This window comes from Caballeronia sp. GAFFF1, assembly GCF_023630705.1.
Taxonomy (GTDB): domain Bacteria; phylum Pseudomonadota; class Gammaproteobacteria; order Burkholderiales; family Burkholderiaceae; genus Caballeronia.
Window position 1 is genome coordinate 113903 of the sequence record NZ_JALQEM010000013.1, and the last position, 21435, is coordinate 135337.

Sequence of the window (21435 nt, forward strand, 5' to 3'; positions counted from 1 at the left end):
TTGCGCTCCAGGAGAAGGGAAGAAGACGTGCGGCAACGGGCAGCATAGCCCTTGCCGTGCGAGCGTGCTCATCGGCTCACTAGCGCGCAGCGGGCGTCGGCGCGGACGTGCGCGGCGCGGAATCGAGCCGGCGGAACACAGCGGCCGACAGCAGCGTGACCACGCCCATGCACGCGAAGCTCAGTTTGAAGCCGAGCGACGCCGACCCGAAGTGTCCTTCGAAGACCTGCACGAGCGACCCGCCGATCGAGACGCCGAGGCCGATGGCGAGCATCTGCACCATCGAGAAGAGGCTGTTGCCGCTGCCCGCGTCCTGCTTCGACAAGCCCTTGAGCGTGACGCTGTTCATCGCGGCGAACTGCATCGAGTTGCATGCGCCGAAGATCGCGAGAATCGCGATTTCGGCGGCGAGCGGCAACGACGGCGAGAAAGCCGCGAACGCGACGATCGACGCGCCGACGAGCGCCGTGTTCACCAAGAGGAACGTATCGTAGCCGTACCGCTTGACGAGCCGCGCGATCCAGCGCTTCGAGACCGTGCCCGCAATCGCGATGGGCAGCATCATGAGCCCGGAATGCAGCGGGCTATAGCCGAGTTCCAGCTGCATCATGAGCGGCAGCAGAAACGGCACCGCGCTCGAACCGATGCGGCACAGCAGATTGCCGATCAGGCCGACGCTGAAGTTCGGTTCACGAAAGAGCGCGAGCTTGAAGAGCGGGTTGCGCCGGTGACGCGCATACGGGAGGTAGGCGAAGGCGGACGCCGCCGCGACCGCGAAGAGCGCTGCCGACACCGCGCCGCGATGCGTTTGCGCCGGGCTATCGAGCGCGAGCGAAAACGCGACCATGCACAGCGAGAGCAACCCGCAGCCGATGAAGTCGAAGGGCGGCGCGTCGTGCAGCGTGTCGTGGGGCAGGAAGCGCTGCACCGCGTAAAGGCCGGCCGCGCCGATCGGCACGTTGATCAGGAAGATCCAGTGCCATGTGAACGACTGGACGAACCATCCGCCGAGCGTCGGGCCGAGAATCGGGCCGACTTGTCCGGCGACGGAAATCATCGCGAGCGCGGAGACATAGGCTTCGCCGCTGACGGCACGCAACACCGCAAGGCGGCCGATCGGCAGCAGCATCGAGCCGCCGATGCCTTGCAGCACGCGCGCGAAGACGAGTTGATTGAGCGAATGCGCGCCCGCGCACGCGAGCGATCCGACGACGAACAAGCTGATCGACACGAAGTACACGCGCCGCGTGCCGAAGCGGTCGGCGAGCCAGCCGGAGGCGGGCGTGAGCAGCGCCATCGTGAGCGTGTAGGCGACGACGATCGACTGCATCGCGAGCGGCGCGGCGTGCAGGTCCCGCGCGATGGAGGGCAGCGCCGTGTTGACGATCGTCGTGTCGAGCGCCTGCATGAAAAAGCCCACGGCGACGATCCACAAAAGCGCCGTGTGCGAAGACTGTCTGGTCATGAGTGAGAGAGCGGGGCGTCACGCTGGAACCGTTTTCAGCGCATGTGTGAAATATTAGTGACTGCGGGCGTCATCGGGAAGCCCGCTAACCGCATTGACTGTGATCGGTATTGCCGATGACAATGCGGCAATGCTCAATCCGCTCTGGCTGACCACCTTCGCGACGGTGGCCGCGTCGCATAGTTTCACCGAAGCCGGGCGGCAACTCGGCTTGCGGCAATCCAGCGTGTCCGAACATATCCGGCGCCTGGAAGAGAGCGTCGGCCGGCGGCTTTTCCTGCGCGACACGCACTCGCTCGCGCTCACCGCCGACGGCGAAGCGATGCTCGTCCACGCCCGGGTGATTCTCGAAGCGATGTCGCACGCCGAATCGCAGTTCCGCTCGCCTCGACTGCGCGGACGCGTGCGGCTCGGCTCATCGGACGATCTCGCCCTCGGACCGCTGCCGAGCGTGCTCGCCGCATTTCGAGACACGCATCCGGACGTGGAACTGGAAATCACCATCGGCATGACCGGGCGGCTGTATCAACTGCTCGACGCGGGCGAACTCGATCTAGCCGTCGGCAAGCGGCGTCTCGGGGATGCGCGCGGCACGCGGCTGTTCAGCGGACGGCTGGAATGGCTCGCGAAGCCGGGAACCGTCGTCGATACGGCTCTGCCGCTGCCGTTGATTCTCGTCGCCGAGCCGAGCGTCACGCGCGCCGTCGTGCTGGATTCGCTCGCGATGACCGGCGCGCGCTGGCAAATGGTCTGCACGAGCAGCAGCCACGCGGGCTGCATCGCGGCGGCGCGCGGCGGGCTCGGGCTCACGGTGCGCTCGCACTTTCTGGCGGGCCGCGGGCTCGCGCCGCCGGTCAATCGCGCGGAGTTGCCGGAGTTGCCCGAAGTGGAGTTCATCGCGTTCGGCGCGAAGCATCCCAGCCGGCCGGCGGAGACGCTGCTCCAGCTTCTGCAGACGAGCGATTTGCGCGGGGAGTGGGACGGGGAGTAGGGAATGCGGCGTGCTTTGGGCGGATCAATTACGTCGTGCCGCCGCAACGCCGGGCGGCGGCCCCGAATGGCTAACCAGAAACGCTTCTTATATATTGAGCGGCCATTGAAGTATCCACTCCAGCCCGTGCTTTCTCTCCGCCGTCTTTTCCTCGCCGATGCCTCGCGCCGCGCGTGCCGGGCATTGCTCGTCGCTGCGCTCGCGCTGATGCCGCTCTCGCACGCGCACGCCGCCGCGTACGTGACCAGGCACTGCGAAGACCTCGCCGGCAAGACGGTGCCCGCGTCGATCATCGGTCTGCCGTCGCGCGGCGCGCTGATCGTCACGGCCTCGGCGGTCAAGGCGGCCGCGCCGGGCAATCGCAACGGCGAGTACTGCCGCGTGACGGGCATCATCCGAGCGATTCAGGAGACGACGCCGGACATCCGCTTCGAAGTAAACTTGCCGAGTCGCTGGAACGGGCGCGCGCTGCAAATGGGCGGCGGCGGCTACAACGGCGTGCTCGTGTCCGGCACCGAGCCGATGCCCTTTGCGCCCGATTCGACGCCGCTCGCGCGCGGCTACGCGACCTTCGGCTCCGACTCGGGGCACGTCGGCAATTCGGGACGCGCGGACTTTGCCGTGAACGACGAAGCTATCGTCAACTTCGGCTTCGCGCACCTGAAGAAAACGCGCGATGTCGCGCTCGCGCTGATCGAAATGGGCTACGGCCGCTTGCCCGACAAGATCTACTTCGCGGGCGGCTCGACAGGCGGACGCGAAGGCTTCACCGTCATCGAGCGGTTCCCGAACGACTACGACGGCGTGATCGCCAACGCGCCCGCCATCAACTTTTCGGGCGTGCGGCTGCTCGGCGTGAAAGTGGGGCAGGCGTCGTACGCGAAGCCGGGCGGCTTCGTCGGACTCGCGCAGCAACGGCGCGTATACGAGACGGTGGTTCACGAATGCGACCGGCTCGACGGCCTCGCAGACGGCATCGTCGGCAATGTCGAAGCGTGCCGCCAACAGGAACCGCAGATCATCGCGTCGTTGCGCTGCGCGAACGGCCAGCGTCCCTCGCTGCGCGACAGTTGCCTCTCCGATGCGCAGCTCGACACACTCGAACTGCTGCGCGACGGTCTCTCGATGCGTTATCCGCTCGCCTATGGCGTCGCAACGTATCCCGGCTACAACGTGTTTCAGGGCGTGGACTTCTCCGGGATGCTCGGCCTCGGCGATTCCCCCACGCTCGTGAACCCACCGACCTTCGCCGCGAACGGCTATCTCTTCGCGCAGGGCGACGCGTATATCCGCCACTTCGTCACGCGCGACGCGGCAGTCAGCGGACTCTCGTTCGATATCGACAATCCCGGCCGCTACCGGCAGCGGCTCGTCACGCTCGCCTATACGGTCGGCGCGATGAACCCGGATTTCTCCGCGTTCATCGCCCACGGCGGCAAGCTCGTCGCCATGCACGGCCTCGCCGACGAAGTGATCAGCCCGAACCAGACCATCGCGTTTTATCGCGGACTCGTGGAGCGATATGGTCAGGAGACCGTCGATTCGTTCATGCGGCTTTACATGGTGCCCGGCTTCCAGCACGGCAACGGCGTGTTCATTCCCGCATGGGACGAACTCGGCGCGCTCGACGAGTGGGCGACGAACGGCGTCGCGCCGGAGACGCTCATCGGCACGGACATCGCGCCGGCCACCAACGGACGCACGCGTCCCATCTGCCGATACCCCGGCTATCCGCGCTATCTCGGCAAGGGACGAGTGAACCTGGCCGCGAGCTTCCGCTGCACCGCCCCGTGAGGGCGGCGGCTATCAAAGCGCGTTCACGGCGCGCGGCACGAAGCGAGCGATGAAGCGCGACCACGCGGGCCTGATCTGCTTCGCGCGATACGAAGTCAGCGACACCTCGACGGCGTGCTCCGAGTCCGACGACAGCCACACGCGTTCACCGCGCGCAAGCCGCACGACATCGCCGGGCTTGAGCCAGTAGTCGTAGGGGTCCTCATGACGCGTGAGCCATATCGAGGCGTCCGCGCGCAGTTCGGCATCCCGCGCGAGCCGCCACGAGACCGTCTGATGCGGCAGCACCTCGACATACACGACCACGCGCGCGCCCGACGCATGCAGCTTGCCCGAGGCGACGCCGTGGCGCGCGCCACGCCCTTCCAGCACTTGCGATAGCTCTTCCATCTTGCTCTCCATATTAGAGCCGAAGACGGAAGGCCAGGCACGCATCAAACAAAAAGGCCCCGTCTTGCGGCGGGGCCTTCGGAATCGACTTGCTTGCCTGTCTCGCTAGCGCACGCGTTCTCCCGATGACCCGCCGATGATGGCGTTCACTGGGTTTTTAATCGCGGCGATGGCGAGGGAAAGGATTGCGTGCATGAAACGCAGTATCGGTGCGAACGCGCGGCGCTGTCAATATCGAGACAGCGGGCGCATTCGCATTTTTACTGCGCGAAGGTCACATGCCCGTGTAACCCTGCGGCTTCGTCGCGTTCTTCTTCGCGACATCCGCGTTGGTCGATACGACGTACTGCGGCGACTCGGTGAGCGTGAGCGTCACCACGCCGTTCGTGTACGGCGCGCTCGACACGTTGCCCATCGCGTCGATCAGCTTCACCGTGCCGCTCGTGCCGGCTGCATCGACATTGAGCTTGTAGGCGCTGCTGTAAGTCGTGCTGAATGCGCCGTTCGAAGCCGGCCACACGGCGTTGTTGTGCGTCCAGAGCGCGGTGATGACCTTGCCGTTGCCGAGTTGCTGGAACGCATAGGCGTACACGCCGGAGGGCAGGTTGTTCACGGGACCGAGCGTGGTGGTGCCGTCGAGCACGCGGGTCATCGCGGCGACTTCCATCGCGGCCGGCTTCGGGCTGATGTTCGTCGTGCCGAACGCGGCCTGCGGATGATCCAGATCGAAGAACGTGCCGTAGCCCGGCTCGCCGGGGAAGTCCGGCCCGAAGAACACGTAGGTCTGGTCCGCGCCTTCGCCGAGCAGGATGATATGCGCGCGCGCGACAACCGCGCCGTGCGCGAACAGAATGTTCGGCGACGGATAGTTCGGACCGTAGTTCGCGCCGAGGTCATAGCTGATGCCCGTCTCGGTGACGAAGAGCTTCATGTTCGGTTTGTAGTCCTTCGCCATTTCCGCGCGCAGGTTGCGCATCTCGTTGAGCAGCGAGTTCGCGGCATCGGCGGCATTCGCGTCCGTGTGATGACGCTCCGGCGGATGCGACGGCGACGTGCCCGCATCGTAGTAACCGTGCGTTGCGATGCCGTCGAGATACTGCGCGAGGCCGAGCGGCGCGAGGCGCTTCAGGCGATCGGTGGTGAGGGACGGGAACGGCTCGGCCGGACCCATCACGACCGCGTGCGGGTCCTTCGAATGCAGGCCCTGATACGCCGCCTTGTACAGCGCGACGAAGTTCGCGTCCGTGTCCTTCCACTGGATGTACGGCTCCCACGTCACCTGATAGTAATTCGCCGACATGGTCGGGTAGTAACGCGCGCGGATCGCCTCGGTTTCCTGTCCGACGCGGCCCATGTAGTTCGCGTAGTACGTCAGGTCGTTCGGGATGTAGCTGTAGTCGGGGCTGAGGCCGTGCATGCTCGCGCCGCCGGGAATGCCGTCCAGACGGACGAGGCGCATGATCTTGCCGGACGTATAGAACGGGTCGAGGTTGTTCGCGTTCGGGTTGAAGGCGAAGCGGCCGTTCGGCTCCATCACGGACATCTGGCGGTCGTCGATCGTCGACGAGATGCCGAGCGCGGCGAGCATCGTGCCGTTGCCGTTGAAGCCCTGCATGCCGAAGCGATGCTGTTCCTGCTTGGCGTACGTGACGGCGGGAATCACGCCGCCGAGATCCGGAATCACGCCGAAGGTGGCGATGCCGTTCGGGCGCGTGCCGGCCGTCTGAACCTGTCCGCCGTGATTGGCGAGCGTCGCCGAAACCGCGAAATATCCCGCGAGCGTCGAGGAGCACGTGAGCGTGGTCTTGGTCGCCGCCGCAGGCGCCGGGAAGCTGCCGCTCGCGACCGTCTTTCCGAGCGCATCGGCGATGGTCCATTTGAGCGTGTCGGCGGAGCCGGGGCGCGTGGTGATCGCCACCTGGAACTTCGTGCCGGCGGGGAACATGCGCGAGCCGTCGCTGCTCGGCGTGTCCGCCGTGATCTGTCCGCTGCCGCCCGATGCCGCCGCTGCCGAGGGTGCGCCGCAGGTCATCGACTGCGCGCTCGCCGCCTTGGCGACCGCACTGGGGTCGGCCGCCGTGGAGCCGTCGGCCGTGGCGTTGGCGGCGTTCGTGACGGAGGCGGGCGAGGAGGCGTCGTCGCTGCCGCCACAACCGGCGAGAGCGAGGACGAGCGTCGAAAGCAGGAAAGTATTCTTCTTCATGGATTCATGTGCATGAACCGGACGCGCGCAGGCGACCGGCGACGCCTTCGGCATCGGGTTCGGGACGGGCAGGGAACCGACGTATTCGCCTCTCCCGGCTTCGGGCCGGATTTCGAAGAAGCGAACAAATGCGCCGTCGTGATGGACGAGCGGACGTTCAGCGGTGGCCACCGCGGCGCGACGCTCTACTGAGGGCAAGCGACATCGGGCGGTATTAATTGCTTCTGCGCAATTCGCTTACCGGCCAACGGAGGCAAATACTACGGGATAATTCAGACAATGGCACGTAACAGCTCGTAACGTCTTGTAACGTACGACAATAAGCTGTTTTCCTCATATGAATAGTTGCAGCGTGCGAGGTTGCCGTCGGGACGATGCCGGTTTAACTTTGTCGGCACATAACTTCACGAAAGGAGACCGCCGTGGCTTTTCTGTTGCTCATCGTGGAACCCGTCGGCCAGCGCGCGCAGCGCACGGCCGACGAAGGTCGGGAGGCATATCGGCAGATGGTCGAGTTCGCCGACACACTGAAGGCGCGCGGCGTCCTGCGCGCGTGCGAATCGCTGACGTCACTCGCGGACGCGTCGCGCGTTTCCACGGTGAGAGGCGACGCGCGCGTCATCGACGGGCCGTTCGCGGAAGCGAAGGAAATGATCGGCGGCTTCTTTCTGCTCGATTGCGAGACGCACGCCGAAGCGGTGGCGATTGCCGCCGAGTGCCCGGCGGCGGCATGGTGCACGGTGGAGGTCCGCAAGCTCGGGCCGTGCTATCTGTGACGCGGTGTCGAGTCCCGCGTGCTTCGATCGTCGTTCGAACGACATCCCATGAAAACGGAGCATCACGCCATGCACAAGCAGATCTTCGTGAACCTGGCGGTTCGCGACCTTCAGCAATCGATGACGTTTTTCAAGGCGCTCGGCCTTCACTTCAACCCTGCATTCACCAACGATGCCGCCGCGTGCCTCGTCATCGGCGAGAACATCTACGCGATGCTGCTCACCGAGGCGTTCTTCAAGACGTTCACCGACAAGACGCTCGTCGATGCCCATGAAAGCGTCGAGGCGCTTTTGTGCCTGTCATGCGAGAGCAGGGCGGAAGTGGACGAACTCGTGGCCAAAGCCGTCGCTGCGGGCGGGCGGACGCCGCGCGCGCCGCAGGACCACGGATCCATGTACAGCCACGCCTTCGAAGACCTCGACGGACATACGTGGGAACTGGTGCATATGGAGCCGGAAGCAGCGTGAGCGCGTCGTCGGACGAACGCGAAGCAGCGACGCGGCGAACCATCGAGGCGGTGTGGCGCATCGAATCGGCGAAAGTGATCGCGAGCGTAGCGCGCGTCGTGCATGATGTCGCGCTCGCGGAAGAACTGGCGCAGGACGCGTTCGTCGCGGCGCTCGAGCACTGGAGCCGCGAAGGCGTGCCCGAGAAACCGGGAGCGTGGCTCATGACGACAGCGAAGAACCGGGCCCTCGACCGTCTGCGTCAGCACGCGCTGCACGCGCGCAAGCACGAGGAACTCGGCCGCGATCTGGATGCGCAGGAGCGGCACATCACGCCCGATTTCGTCGATTCACTCGACGCCGCCCGCGACGACGACATCGGCGACGACCTGCTGCGGCTCGTGTTCACGGCGTGTCATCCGGTGCTGTCGCTGGATGCGCGCGTCGCGCTGACGTTGCGGCTTCTGGGCGGCCTCACGACGGACGAAATCGCGCGGGCGTTTCTTGCGCCGGAGCCGACGATCGCGCAGCGCATCGTGCGGGCCAAGCGCACGCTGTCGGCGGCGCGCGTGCCGTTCGAGGTGCCGAAGGCCGGCGAGCGCGCGGCGCGGCTCGCATCGGTGCTCGAAGTCATCTATCTCATTTTCAACGAAGGTTACTCGGCCACGGCCGGCGACGACTGGATGCGACCCGCGCTGTGCGACGACGCGCTGCGGCTCGGCCGCATTCTGGCCGAACTCATGCCGCACGAGAGCGAGGTGCACGGCCTCGTCGCGCTGATGGAGATTCAGGCATCGCGGACGAAGGCGCGGGTGGACCGTGACGGCCGCCCGGTGCTGTTGCCGGATCAGGATCGCACCCGCTGGGACCCGTTGCTGATTCAGCGCGGCCTGGCGGCGTTGCGGCGCGCGGCGGTGGGCGGCGCTCGCGGCGTGTATGCGTTGCAGGCGGAGTTGGCGGCATGCCACGCGCGCGCGCCGAGCGCCGCCGAGACCGACTGGCCGATGATCGTCGCGCTTTACGATGCGCTGATGGAGGTGGCGCCGACGCCGGTGGTCGAGCTCAATCGCGCGGTCGCGGTCAGCATGGCGTCGGGGCCGGAGGCGGCGCTCGTCATCGTCGACCGGTTACGGGATGCTGCCGCGTTGAAGAATTATCACTGGCTGCCCGGCGTGCGCGCGGATTTGCTCGCGCGGCTCGGTCGCGTGGATGAGGCGCGGGACGAGTTCGTGCGGGCGGCGGGACTGGCGAGAAATGCGCGGGAGCGGGAGTTTTTGTTGAAGCGGAGCCGGGAGATAGGTTAAGTCGTAGAGGCGTAAAACACATTTGACATAAGACAAATTAGCGCATTTTTTTTAGCCGTTTAAGGAAAGATCGGCGACCGCTCACGCCACCGCCGATCGCCATGTTTACCCGGCTATTCCTGCGCTGGCGCTGCTGGCGTGCGCGTATTGCCGTCGTCCGCCTCGGTCAGCGGCATATCGGCCGGTTGATCACCGGACTTCGGCGCGGGCTGCGCCGCTTTGTCCGTATCGACGACATCGGTGCCCGGTTCGTTCTGCGGAATGGTCATGTTCGTCTCCGTTGTTGAGATTGCTGCCAACGTTCAGCATCGGCAGTGCCTGATCGCGGAATGCGCGTTGCTTAACTGTGTCGATATATTCGACAACCGGAGCCAACCATGTCCGCACCGACCAACACAACCAATAAACCACCGGAAAATCCAGTCGATTCCGAGGGACTGACCGATCTCGGCCCGGCGCAACCCGAAGACCCGCCGCAACCGCCGCAAGCGGACGCCGATTTGCGTGATCCCCCGAGTCCGGCAGGCGTTCCGCGTCCGGACGATCGCTGATCCTGCTCTGCGGTTCCAAGTGAATGGTGCGCGTCGATAATCGCCACGCACCATTCACCTCAGCGCTCGAACCGGTTGGAAACCAACTGCTTAACGTCCGAAAGTATCCCCCGAAGGCATCGGAATCTAACCAGAAAATCCTCAGTAAAAAACATTCGCAAAAACAGGCATAAAAATCAATCCTCGAACCGGGCCTTCCGGGTTATCCTCGTCCTTATGCGGAACACCTTTCAATCGATTTGGGGCTTCAAGATGAAACGAGGAAAGGCTTTACATCGAGTGCTCATCGCGGACACGACCCCGATGATAGCTGAAGGCTTGAAAATGCTTCTAAGCGAAAGCGGTCTTCCGGTGCTCGTCGGAATATCGTCATGCATCGTCGAATTAATGGACCGGCTGCATTGTAGCGATATCGACCTTCTTATTCTCGATCCCGCTTTAGTACAGCACGATCTCGATCTCGGCAATAGCAATTCGCTTACTGCTTTCATCCGTCGGTATTCTCACCTTTCCATTCTTTTGCATACCTCGGTGACCGATCCGCAGATTCTGGAGAAAATGTCGCATCTGAACGGACCGAGCGTCGCAAATAAAGCCGATGAAATACAGGACGTCGTACAGATAGTGAGCCGCTTGCTGAGGGGAGAAGTCAACGTCTTATCGCCGAAGACGCACCGCATGTTGTATCAAGCGCGCAAGCTGGGCGAACGAGTGCCGGAGCTCTACGCGTTCTAGTGCGAGAAGCAGGCGCTTCACCAATAGGCTTTCCGCCCTGCTTCCGCGGACCAAAACGACGACCTATACTGAAAACACGCGCTGAATCGTCAAATTTCTTCGACGATTCGTTCACTGAGCGAAACCTTGCCCGGCATCGTGCCATAGTCGCGTAATTAACGCTTGCGTTAGGCTCAAAGCCCCCTTTCGCGCCCCCTTCACGACACGACAGCATGCTCGAACAATACGACGACCTTTATCCGAAACTCTACGCGGGCGATGTCGAGGCATGCGCGCGCTTTCTGGACGAGCGGCGCGCGGTGGACGGAAACACGGCCGAATACTGGCATTGGCGCGCAATCGTGCATCTGCGCGCGGGACAATTTCTTCAGGCGCTCGATATTTGTTTCATGCTCACGCGTCTGTCAGATTCTTTCGCCTTTCACGTCCACTGCATGTGCGACGTCGCCGGACATCTCGGCCTGAAAGAAGTCGCGCTCGCGGGAATCGAATCCTTCGTGAAGAAAGCGTCGACGCCGGAAATCGCCGCTTTTCTGTGGCGAGTGTACGGATGGCATTATCTCGGCGAAGACAACCGCGTACTGGAACTGAGACCGGACGGCATCGACGAGCATTCCGCCTTCGTGCTCGGTCATCATCAGGCGCGCAGCCGCATGCGGCTTCACGGCATCGAGCATGGTGTCGAGGCGATGCATCAGTACTGGTCGTCCGACGACGCGCGGCGCGTGCTTTTCCCGCATGTGAACCGCGAAGGATACTGGACCGGTCAGCGCGCCCTGCCCGCGCGCATGTCCGTGCAACTCATCGCGTCGGGCTTCGGCGATCTGGTGAACTGGGCGCGCTATATCGGCGCGTTGCAGGCGATGGGCGTCGCCGTGGATTACGACACCGACCTCTTCCGCGTGGCGACGCCGGAAACCGATCGCGTCGACTACGTGCGGGCGATGGAAGCCGCCGGTTTCACGAGGCCAACGGGCGACGGCGCAATGTGGACGGACCCGTTCACGCTCTTCACCGCCCTTTTCCCGGTGCTCGGCCACGCGTCGTCGCACCGGTATATCGAACCGGCGGACCCCGCGAGCGTCGATGCCGTCATCGACCGCATCTGGCATCGCGCGCGCGGCCGGCGCTGCGTCGGCGTGTTCTGGTCATCGTGCGAATCGGCGAACAACTTCGCGAGCCGCAGCCTCACCCTGCCCGATCTCAACCCGCTGTTCGATACGCAGAGCGACGTCTACTGGGTCGTCATGCAGCGCGGCTTCGAACGCCGCCGCTGGTTGAACGACCCGCGCTCCAACGATCCGGATCGCTTCACCACGCTCGATCTCGACATGACGCTCGGTCAGTCGGCCGCGCTGATCGACCGGCTCGATGCGTTCATCGGCAACGACGGCGGACTCACCCACTTCGCCGGCGCGCTCGGCAAGCGCACCTACCTCTTTCTGAACCACGTGGCCGAATGGCGTTACGAGCGCGAAGGCGCCGTGACGGCCTGGTACCCGAACATGCGGCTCGTCAGGGCGCGCGAACTCGGCGCGTGGGGCGACGTGGTCGGCACGTTGCAGCGACTGCTCAATGCCGACGCACGCTAGCCGCTGTCAGCGCGCGACTGCCCTGAAGCCGTACTCCTCCCGAGCGCCGTAGCGGCCGGGCGCGAAGCCGTTGAACACGTGGCCGCCCACTTTCGCGCCCACGTTTTCGAGGCGGCGCAAGGTCTCTTCCAGTTGCCGCGCGCCCGTCCGGTCCGCCCGCGACACCAGCAGCACGAGATCGCAATCGTGCATGGCGATGGACAGCGCGTCGCTGACCGGAAGCACCGGCGGCGAATCGATAACGACGTAATCGTAGATGTCGCGCAGCATCGACAGCGTCTCCTGGAACGCCGGACGGCCGAGCAGTTCCGCCGGATTCTCGGGATAGAACGCGCCCGCGTCCATCATCGAGAGACCGCCGCCGAGCGAGACGATCGCTTCATCCACGTGCGCGGAGCCTTCCAGTACTTCAGCGAGGCCGGGTCCGGTGCGGCCATCGACGAGATGACGCAGACGGCCCTGCCGCATGTCCGCGTCGATCAGCAACACGGACGCACGCGTTTCCGCCAGCAAATAAGCGAAGTTCGACGACACGAAACTCTTGCCCACGCCCTGCGTCGGGCCGGTGAAGAGGATCACCTTGCCGTGACGATCGTCCGCGCTCGCGACATAGCGCGGATTCATCATGGTCGTGGTCGTGCCGAAGGGCATCCCGTTCATCGGGTTCAGCGAGTTGAGTCCGCCGCCGAGTCCCGCATGAACCATCGGCACGGGCGCGCCGCTCAACATCGCGCGGACGCTGTTGCGCAACGAGCGCAGCGCCTCGATGCTCGGGTCAGTCGGACTCGTCATGGCGAGCAGTTTCGCGGGCGCCGCGTTGTGCGTCAGCGCGCGCACGTCCTGGCGCAGTTGCGCCGTCGAACGCGCGATCACGGCAAGACGCGGCAACTGCGAGAACTGGTCGATTTCTTCCGGACTCCGAAGTTCCCGCCGATTCAATGCGATCAGATAGATCGAAACGGTGCTGATAAAGAGGCCACCGAATACGGAACCAAGCAGCACGATCCACGCGCGCGGCCACGACTGTTTCTCGGGCGCGACGGCCCAATCGACCACCGCGACGCCGGGCGGCGTGCTGGCTGCCGCCACTTCGAGTTGTTGCGCATTGGTGAGCACGCTCGTGTAAAGCTGCGTCGTGACGGCGACATCGCGCGCAAGCTCGACGTATTGCCGCTGCACGGTCGGCAGATTCGCCGCGATCTTCGACGTATCGGCAATCTCGCGCTTCACCTGATTGAGCTGCGTGAGCGCGCTCTGATAGTTCTCGTTGTCGGGCTTGTAGCGATGCTGCGCGGCATCGAGCGCGAGTTGCAGCGTCGTCTGCTGCTCTTCCAGCCGGCTCATGCGCGTGATGAGCGCGGTGTTCTGCTGCGCCATGTCGACCGTGCCCGTTTGCGTGCGGAACGCATTGAGGCGCCGCTCGGCCGTTTCGAGATCCTGCTTCAGCGCGGGCAGGCGCTGCTTCAGGAAGTCGAGGCTCGTCTGCGCCTGCGCGGCACGGCGCTCGACGTCGCGCTGCTGATACGTCTTGATGATCGCGTTGACCATGGCCTGCGCGAGCAGCGGCGACTCCGCCTGATAGCTCAGGTGGATCAGCGACGGGTCGCGCAACGACGATTCACGCGGCGGAATCGACGTACGCAGCCGCGAAATCACGTTGTCGAAAGTCATCTGCTGCGAGTACTTGCGCAGTTCGAAGCTGATGCCCGGCCGCGCGCGCAGCGTGTCGATGCGCAGTTCGCCGGGCGCCTGCCCGTCCGGCGTGCTCACCTGAAACGGCACCGTCTCGCCGACGCGCCCTTGTGCGAGTTGCCTGTCGTCCTTGTCGAAAAGCGTCCATCGTCCCGCTTGTCCCGCGACAACGCGGAACTTCGCCTTGTAAGCGGATTCGGGAACCGTGAACACGCCAGGCTTCAGGCGCTCGCCGCCCCAAGCATATTCGTCGAGGCCGAAAAGCGATGGCGCGAGCTCGTTGTCGCTCGCGTGGCGCGACGCCAGATAGCTGCCGATCAACGGGAAGTGGCTCTTCGTCTCGACGACGGTCTCCGCGCCCGTCTGCGCGATAGCCGCGCTCACCACCGAGCGCGAGGTGAGCACGTCGCTCTCGTCGTTCGCGGAGCCGTCGGCGGCCATCGAGCCGGATACGTCGGAAAGCGCGCTGATCGACGTGCCCGCCTTGCTTTGCACGCGCAACAGCGCTTCGGCGCGATATTGCGGCGTAGCGAGCAGCACATAGAGAACACCGGCCGCGCAGCATGTGCCGGTGACTGCGCCCAACAAGGTCTTGTGGCGCACGACGCTGCGCCAAAGATCGACGAGACCGTCGCCGCGGTGCGGAACTGGCGTCATGGCCGGGCGCATATTATATGAAAGCATGTTATATCCCTACGAAAAGTAAAAGACCCAGGACGTCAGTGCATTTCCACGCAGGCGCATTCCCTCGCATGCGCCTCTCTGATCCGTACCACGACCGCTATGAGGACACAGTCACGAAGACCGGCCCTTGCGCTTCGGTCACTGCGAGCACCTTCTGCCCGCCTCGCGCGACGCCATACAAATCCGTGACTCGCGCGCCCGCAGGCAGACGCGACACATCCAGATTCACCACGTTGCCGGCGCCGTAGCACCAGACCACGTATTTCGTTGCCTGCGCGTCGTCGAGCTTGAGCACGATGTACTGCTCCTTCTCGTCGATGAAATACCGCGCGTTCTTCGCATCCGCCGTGAAGGCGAACAGATGCTTCACCGCTCGATAGGCCGGCAGCTTTCCGTTCTGCGCATCCAGCAGTCCGAAGTTATGTTCCATCTCCTTCGGATCATTGCCGTCGTTGCGCATGTCGTAGTAGGACGTCAGTCCCACTTGCGCGATCCAGTTCATCAACAGCAATCGCACCGCATAGTTGGCCTGTCTCGCGCGCGCTTCGCTAGCATGACCATTGCCGATATCGGCTACATAGTGATAGCCGACGCTCGGGTATGACCATTCGGTGGCCCACACTTGCGGACGCCTTGCATACGTCGAGAGGTCCTCGCGCAACGCGCGATAATCGCCGAGCACGGTCTCCGGTTCTTGTTGCCGATACGGATGAACGCTCACGGCGTCCGGCCCGCTTTGCGTCGCGCTGATATCGCCCACCGCGCGTATGAAGTCGCGATCGACCTGCTGCACGCCACCGGTCGCAATCACTACGTTGGGATTCGCGGCCCGTGCCGCTTTTACCGCCGTCTGAAGCAACGCGCGATACGCCGTCGCCGACGGGGTAGCTAACCAGTAGTCCTTATGGTCCTCTTCATTCCACACTTCGAAGCGTACGGGCGCATTGCGATAACGGTATGCCGCCTGATACGCATAGGTCTGAAACGCGGCGAGCTGCGGCGCGGACGTCGGCGGCTGGTCTGGGCTATAGGCGTAATGCTTGTAGCCGAGAATGAAGAGCGCCCCGAGACCGCGCGCCTTCAGGTTGTTCACGAGACCGTCGAATTCGCCGAAGTGCCAGCCGTCCGGCGCCTGCACCGCTTCCCAGAAGAGGTCGGTGCGCACAAACGAGAAGCCGACGTCCTTCACGGCGTCGAGCAGTTGCGTATCGCCGATCTGATGGATCGCGACGCCCGTATTCGCCCGCGACGCGGCAAACGACGGCAACGCGACATAAGCGCGCTCGAGCGACACCGGCGAGCCGTCGAGCGCTACATCGGGCGTAGCGGATGCGGGCAGCATCGTGATGCATGCGGCCACCACGCCCGCTACCGCGATGTGCCGGGCGATGCCTTTCGCGCGGATCATGTCAAAGGCTCCGCAGTCCGTCGCGCGCCGATTCGAGCATCGGCCCGCTCTTGACCGACGGCACCGCATGCATCGCCGGCATGCGGGCGCGCCATTGCATCGCAGTCAACGGCACCGGCATGCGCCACGCGCGCGGCTCCACGGCGAGCCCGCTCTCGCGCAGATAAGCGAGCGTGATGCCGAGAAATAGCAGACAGCCGATCGATTCGCAGATATCGGTCGTCGCGCAGGCGAAGAGCAGATAAAGAAGCATTGCCCAGGACGGTCTGTCCTCGGGTTGCGCCCTCAGCACCACGCGCACGAGAAAGCCGATGAGCGCCACAGCGCCCAACATGCCGAAGCTCGCGAGCGCATACAGCACCGTGTTGTCCGCATAGGCCACATTGAAGCCGAACGCGCTTTCATAGTAGGTGGATGCCGAGCCAAAACCTCCCGGTCCGAGCCCGAGCCATATCCGGTTATTCTTCAGGAGTCCTTCTATCAGTATCGGCCATGTATTGAACATGCGGTCCTGGAAGGATGCGAGCGTCATGTAGCCCGTGCCGGAGAGGTTGAACGCCGAAGCCGCGATGAACGACGCGAGCGGAAAGCCGATGGCGAAGGCAGTCGCCCACAGGCAGGCGCGCTTCATCGTTATCGTGGAGAAAAGGCAGTGCGCACCGACGACAAGCGCGAGCGCCACGGGCGCCGTCTTGTTGGTGGTGGCGTGAATGGCCGCGCCCGCTGCCGCGAGCAACGCGCACTGCAACCAGCGATTGTCGGTCCGCATGAGGAGCCACGTGGTGAGCAGACCGGCCATGAGCCCCGTCGACGCGCTGTCGCGGCCGAAGCCCGACAGCCGCGACGCGATACCGACATATGAAGACACCGCGGCGCGCACGTTGTGGCCGCCCACCGATACGCTCACGCCCACCCACGGCAGCGTCATGAACGTGTTGGCGAGAATGCCGATGCCGCACAGCGCGGCGAGCACGACGAAGCCGCTTGTCGCGGTGCGCGCGTTGAGCAGCGCGAGCGCGCCGCGCGGCGCGGTGAGCGCAAAGAGCATCGGCGTCACCGTCCACACCCAGAACGCGACGGCTTGCGGCACGACGCCATGCGAGAGCGATACGCACGACTGCGCGAGCATGTACAGCGCAATCAGCGCGTGGCTCGCCTTCGGGCGCTTGATGAGCGTGAACAGCACCCACGCGACCATGACGACTTTCGGAAGATACGCGGCCTGAGGCACGCCGGCCATCGACGTGTAGTAGCGCATGACACCCGAGAGCACGTCGCTTCCCACGGCGGCGAGAAACGTCGCGACCCACAGTTTGTCTTCGAGCGATGCCCTTTCCATTGTTTCACCGTCGCTTGTCGCCGGGGATCGCGGGTCGCTCATGTCGCTCATGTCGCTCATGTCGCCGCCGATCGCCTCTTGTTGTATGCGCTGTGCTTCCAGCGCGACGGACCCGGCCAGGCCCGCCCCCGTTGCCGAAAACTTACCGCCGCGGTAGAGGCCCCTCCGTGCGCCTACGCACGCTCGTTCCTGTCGATGGTCCACGCTCACGTTTGCTATGTCGGCTTGCGCTCATAAGCGCGCAATACGCAGGCACCGATGTCGGAAGCCGAACGTTCCTTGCGATCGTTACCGAACATAAGCCGGCTTATTGTGGCGTCGCTACGGGTTTTTCCTCGTGGTCGTCATGTGTCGCGAACGCCCGCGACGTCGTACATTAGAGCCATATCGGTATGAATGGCGACGTGTAGGATTACGTACGAATCAAGCCGGACGGGAATGCGCGCCGGGAGGCGGTCGGGGCCGGACGCGCGGGGTCGCGGTATCGAATGAATCGAATAAATCAAAGAGGCTCGCCATGAGTCAGACCAGCACGCACGCCTGCAATGCCGCGCACGTCAGCGGCGCCATGCTTCTCACTTCGAGGCACGCGCCGCGCGGCCCCCGATGACTGTCGCGCCCGCAACGAATCGCCGTCTTTCCACGTCATCTCCGGGAGCGCATATGAACGCACAAGACCGTGCCGCGTTGACGCAGGCATCGAAGGGCAGCATTGCGGTATTCGAATCCGTCGTGCCGCAGGCTACGCTGGCCGCCATCAACCGCATGCTGGATGCGGCCTATGAAGCCACGCGCGACCACGAGCAGTTTTTCGGCAGCGCGCAGGATGTCGTGCATACGTTGCGCGACATTGCCGCGTTCAGGGCACTCGAAAACGAGGCCGTGCGCGCAGCATCCGACTGGCTCAGGTCGACGATGCAGGTCACCGCGACGGTCGGACCGTGGTTCGGTCTGCGCATCGGAAGCAGCACGACGACGGCGGGCAGCCATTGCCGGCATTTCGACTCGCAAGTGCTCACGCTCGTCATCGTGTTGAAGACGGCAAGCGATCAGGAAAGGAGCGGCGATCTCGTCGTCTATCCGAGAACACGTGAAATTCCGCGACGCCGTCACAACGTCTTGCGCAAGAGCATGCAGTGGGGCGAGCGTGGCCTGCCGTTCCAGCTTCGCGCCGCGCGCACGGAGCGGCATCTCGAACGGGGCCTCTGCTCGCGCATTCGGGGCCTCGCGGGCGACGTGTATGTCTTCAACGGATTCCTGATGCAGCATTGCAACCTGGATGTCCTGGCAGGCGAACGCCGCAGCCTCGTCATTCACTATCTGGACCCGGGATTGTCGCTGGGACTGTCGGCGGTCAACCGCTTGCGCCGGCATGAGTTAGCCGCGCCGTCGGACGCCGTGCTTCCTGTCGAGACCGTCACCGGGCTCGACGCGCTCTGACCGGATCAGTCGGCATCCGTGGCGCACCACTCGCGCCACATCGTGCGATAGGCGTCTTCCAGATTGCGCGTGAATCGCGGCGCGTTCATCATCGGCGAATGTTCGAGGCGAAAACGCAGCGATGCGCGCAGTTCGGCGAGACGCGGGATATCGCTGGCAAGCCGCGTGACGATGTCGACGTAAGCCGCGTCGTCATGCGCAACAAGTTCGGGCAAGCCGAGGTTCATTAGCAGGCTAAGTCCCGCTCGGCTGCAAGCGGTTTCGCCCGCGCGCGACGGCACCGGCACACCCATCCACAGCGCGTCGAGGCTGGTCGTGTGACCGTTGTACGGGAAAGTGTCCAGACCGATGTCGATGGCGTTGTAAGTGTCGAGGTACGCACTGCGCTCCTGATAACCGACGTATGCCACACGCGACATGTCCACGCCCAACGCGCTCAGACGCACGGTGAAGCGTTCGCGGGCGCCGCGCTCCGCGAGAAGAACGAAGCGCGCATTAGGCGTCGCGGCCAGCACGGCAGCCCATATGCGAAGCGTACGCTCCGACGCCTTGCAGGGATTATTTAGGCATCCGAATGTGATGAAGTGATTTCGTTCGGCGGGCAACGGACCGACCTCGGGCATATCAGGCGCATCGCCCGTCACGACGCGCGGATCGAAACACCAGAATGTCTCGGGCAGCCACAGCGAACGCTCGCTATAGCGGTCGGCGACGCCGGGCTGATCGGGCGGATCGATCCACGGATCGGTGAGCCGGTACCCGATCGCGCGGCTGCCCGTCGTACCCGGATATGCTAGCCACTGCACCTGCACCGGCGCGGGCCGTCGCGCGAACAAAAGGGGGCGCCCGCCGGCCATGTGCAGGTTGAGGTCAACAAGCACGTCGATGCGGTCATCGCGGATGAGTTGTGCGAGCGCTTCGTCGTCGAGCGCGTGGACGTCGCGCCAGACATCGGCCATGCCGCGAATTAGATGGGTCACCGCATCGGGATGCTTCACGCTTGCATAGACAACGATCTCGAACAATGCGTGGTCGTGTTGCGCAAAAACGGGCGCCGTAAACATCGACTGGCAATGCATCCGGAAGTCCGGCGCGACATAGCCGATTCTGAGCCGCCGCGACACCGATCGGTCGTTCGCATACGCGACGGCACGTCCAAGCAACGGGGCTTCGTGCTGCGCAGAGAAGCGCACGCATTCATCGAGAATCGTCCTGGAATCTTCGGCGTAATAGGTCAACGCGTAGTTGAGGTTGCGATGCACGCATTCGTTGTCGGGCGCGCATGCAACGGCGCGGCGAAACGCTTCGATGGCGTCATCCATCCGGCTCATGTCCTTGAGCACGCTCGCGAGATTGTTATAAGCCTCGGCGGAATGCGGCGCGATCGCGATCGATCGCCTCAGAATGGCCTCGGCCTCCGGAAGCCGGTTCATGTCCCGCAGGACGCGGCCCAGATTGGTGTAAGCGTCGGCGCGGTCCGGACGCAGCGCGATCGCGCGGCGATAGGCGGCTTCCGCCTCAGGCAGGCGATGCTCGCCACCAAGGAGCACGCCAAGGTTATAGTGAAGGTCTGAGTTGCCGGGATACTGCGCGATGAGCACGCGATACGCCGCTTCTTCCACGCGGCCTTCTTCATGCAGGAGCTGGGCGAGGCCCGCGCGGGCGTCTCCATGGTCCGGTTGCATCTTAAGCACCTCGCGATAGATCCGCTCCGCTTCCGCGATGCTGCCGGTCTCACGCCGCACGCGCGCGAGACCCATCAGCGCCTGCGCACAGTCCGGGCGAATGGCGAGCGCCGCTTCGTACGCGGCCGTCGCTTCCGCTGCGCGCCGAGTTGCGAGGAGCGCATCGCCGAGACTGCAATGCGCCTCGAGATAGGCAGGCTTCAGTTGTGTCGCGCGCCGGTGGGACGCCTGAGCCCGCGCGAACTGGCCCATTTCCTGAAGCACCAGGCCCAGATTCTGATACGCGATGTCGAAATCCGGACGCAGCGCCACCGCGCGCCTGAGTGCGGATCGCGCATCTCTGAGCCGGCCCTGCTCGCGCAGCAGATTGCCGAGATTGTTGAACGCTTCGGCGTAGTCGGGACGCGACGTGGTGGCGTCCCGATAGGCGGCTTCGGCTTCCGCCAGGCGTCCATCGTCTTTCAGCAGGCTCGCGAGGTCGTAGTGCGCTTCGGCCAGATCGGGGCACAGTCGGAGCGCCTCGCGAAAACACGCCTCCGCTTCGCCGATGCGATTGCACGTGCGCAGCAGATTGCCGAGGTTGTAATGCGCCTGCGCGAAATCCGGGCGCAGGGCGACGGCCTTTCGGTAGACCGACTCGGCATCCGCCAGCCGGCCCTGCCCCATCAGCAGATTGGCCAGGTTGCCGTAGCTCCCGGCATGGTCCGGATACGCATGGAGGACGCGGCGCCAGTGCGCTTCCGCATCCCCCGCGCGGTTGAGTCGATAGCAGCAGATAGCCGCCAGATTCAGCACTTCCGGGTCGGCTGCCGCGTCGTCGAGCATGGGCTGCAGGATATGCAACGCCGCGCGGAAGTCCCCGTTCGAATAATGAGTCGCTGCTGCGTGGTAAAGATTCGGATCGAAGGTCATGAGCGAAGCGCGCGGAACCGCTGTTGG

The 21435-nt window shown here is 64.3% G+C and carries 18 protein-coding genes; 10 read left to right on the forward strand and 8 right to left on the reverse strand.

Going from position 1 to position 21435, the window contains the following annotated elements:
* Positions 1–79: 79 nt before the first annotated feature.
* Positions 80–1465, reverse strand: coding sequence for a DHA2 family efflux MFS transporter permease subunit (locus tag NCR37_RS06775; protein ID WP_250472321.1), 1386 nt, complete (start codon positions 1463–1465; stop codon positions 80–82).
* A 130-nt stretch (positions 1466–1595) separates the two neighbouring features.
* On the opposite strand from NCR37_RS06775, the gene NCR37_RS06780 reads away from it, so the two are divergent.
* Positions 1596–2456 (forward strand): LysR family transcriptional regulator, encoded by an 861-nt coding sequence (locus tag NCR37_RS06780; RefSeq protein WP_250472322.1) that lies wholly within the window; start codon positions 1596–1598, stop codon positions 2454–2456.
* A 207-nt stretch (positions 2457–2663) separates the two neighbouring features.
* Positions 2664–4250 carry a tannase/feruloyl esterase family alpha/beta hydrolase gene (locus NCR37_RS06785; protein WP_502800493.1) on the forward strand — a complete coding sequence of 529 codons (1587 nt, stop codon included), beginning with the start codon at positions 2664–2666 and terminating at the stop codon, positions 4248–4250.
* A 12-nt stretch (positions 4251–4262) separates the two neighbouring features.
* Here the strand turns inward: NCR37_RS06785 and NCR37_RS06790 are convergent, their stop codons facing one another.
* On the reverse strand, positions 4263–4640 hold the full coding sequence (locus NCR37_RS06790) for a DUF2917 domain-containing protein (RefSeq protein ID WP_250472323.1): 378 nt from the start codon (positions 4638–4640) through the stop codon (positions 4263–4265).
* 274 nt (positions 4641–4914) lie between these two features.
* Positions 4915–6843: a hypothetical protein gene (locus NCR37_RS06795; RefSeq protein ID WP_250472324.1), complete on the reverse strand. Its 1929-nt coding sequence runs from the start codon at positions 6841–6843 to the stop codon at positions 4915–4917.
* A gap of 12 nt (positions 6844–6855) precedes the next feature.
* Here NCR37_RS06795 and NCR37_RS06800 point away from each other — a divergent pair, with 12 nt between their 5' ends.
* From NCR37_RS06800 to NCR37_RS06815, 4 genes are all read left to right on the forward strand, one after another.
* Positions 6856–7035, forward strand: a complete 180-nt coding sequence (locus tag NCR37_RS06800; RefSeq protein ID WP_250472325.1) for a hypothetical protein — start codon at positions 6856–6858, stop codon at positions 7033–7035.
* A 230-nt stretch (positions 7036–7265) separates the two neighbouring features.
* On the forward strand, positions 7266–7619 hold the full coding sequence (locus NCR37_RS06805; RefSeq protein WP_250472326.1) for a YciI family protein: 354 nt from the start codon (positions 7266–7268) through the stop codon (positions 7617–7619).
* Positions 7620–7688: 69 nt separating this feature from the next.
* Complete coding sequence (locus tag NCR37_RS28510; protein WP_250472356.1) at positions 7689–8087, forward strand: VOC family protein; 399 nt, start codon at positions 7689–7691, stop codon at positions 8085–8087.
* On the forward strand, positions 8084–9370 hold the full coding sequence (locus tag NCR37_RS06815) for an RNA polymerase sigma factor (protein ID WP_250472327.1): 1287 nt from the start codon (positions 8084–8086) through the stop codon (positions 9368–9370). Before NCR37_RS28510 ends, NCR37_RS06815 begins: the two co-directional genes overlap by 4 nt.
* Positions 9371–9483: 113 nt before the next feature.
* Here the strand turns inward: NCR37_RS06815 and NCR37_RS06820 are convergent, their stop codons facing one another.
* On the reverse strand, positions 9484–9639 hold the full coding sequence (locus NCR37_RS06820) for a hypothetical protein (protein ID WP_250472328.1): 156 nt from the start codon (positions 9637–9639) through the stop codon (positions 9484–9486).
* Positions 9640–9747: 108 nt separating this feature from the next.
* Here NCR37_RS06820 and NCR37_RS06825 point away from each other — a divergent pair, with 108 nt between their 5' ends.
* The 3 genes from NCR37_RS06825 to NCR37_RS06835 all read left to right on the forward strand — a co-directional run bounded on the left by NCR37_RS06825 (position 9748) and on the right by NCR37_RS06835 (position 12248).
* Complete coding sequence (locus NCR37_RS06825; protein ID WP_250472329.1) at positions 9748–9921, forward strand: hypothetical protein; 174 nt, start codon at positions 9748–9750, stop codon at positions 9919–9921.
* 279 nt (positions 9922–10200) lie between these two features.
* Positions 10201–10656, forward strand: a complete 456-nt coding sequence (locus NCR37_RS06830; protein WP_250472330.1) for a response regulator — start codon at positions 10201–10203, stop codon at positions 10654–10656.
* Positions 10657–10868: 212 nt separating this feature from the next.
* Complete coding sequence (locus NCR37_RS06835; protein ID WP_250472331.1) at positions 10869–12248, forward strand: glycosyltransferase family 9 protein; 1380 nt, start codon at positions 10869–10871, stop codon at positions 12246–12248.
* Between the two features lie 6 nt (positions 12249–12254).
* Here the strand turns inward: NCR37_RS06835 and NCR37_RS06840 are convergent, their stop codons facing one another.
* The 3 genes from NCR37_RS06840 to NCR37_RS06850 all read right to left on the reverse strand — a co-directional run bounded on the left by NCR37_RS06840 (position 12255) and on the right by NCR37_RS06850 (position 17371).
* A complete protein-coding gene (locus NCR37_RS06840; protein ID WP_250472332.1) occupies positions 12255–14597 on the reverse strand; it encodes a GNVR domain-containing protein in 2343 nt (780 codons plus the stop codon).
* A gap of 124 nt (positions 14598–14721) precedes the next feature.
* Complete coding sequence (locus tag NCR37_RS06845) at positions 14722–16032, reverse strand: cellulase family glycosylhydrolase (protein ID WP_502800491.1); 1311 nt, start codon at positions 16030–16032, stop codon at positions 14722–14724.
* Position 16033: 1 nt separating this feature from the next.
* The gene (locus NCR37_RS06850; protein ID WP_250472333.1) at positions 16034–17371 is read right to left on the reverse strand and encodes an O-antigen ligase family protein; all 1338 of its coding nucleotides are present in this window, start codon (positions 17369–17371) and stop codon (positions 16034–16036) included.
* A gap of 663 nt (positions 17372–18034) precedes the next feature.
* Between NCR37_RS06850 and NCR37_RS06855 the strand changes: the two genes are divergently transcribed.
* Entirely contained in the window at positions 18035–18811 is a 777-nt protein-coding gene (locus NCR37_RS06855; RefSeq protein ID WP_250472334.1) for a hypothetical protein, read from the forward strand.
* Positions 18812–18816: 5 nt separating this feature from the next.
* Here NCR37_RS06855 and NCR37_RS06860 read toward each other — a convergent pair whose 3' ends face one another.
* Positions 18817–21408, reverse strand: coding sequence for a tetratricopeptide repeat protein (locus NCR37_RS06860; protein WP_250472335.1), 2592 nt, complete (start codon positions 21406–21408; stop codon positions 18817–18819).
* Positions 21409–21435 lie beyond the last annotated feature (27 nt).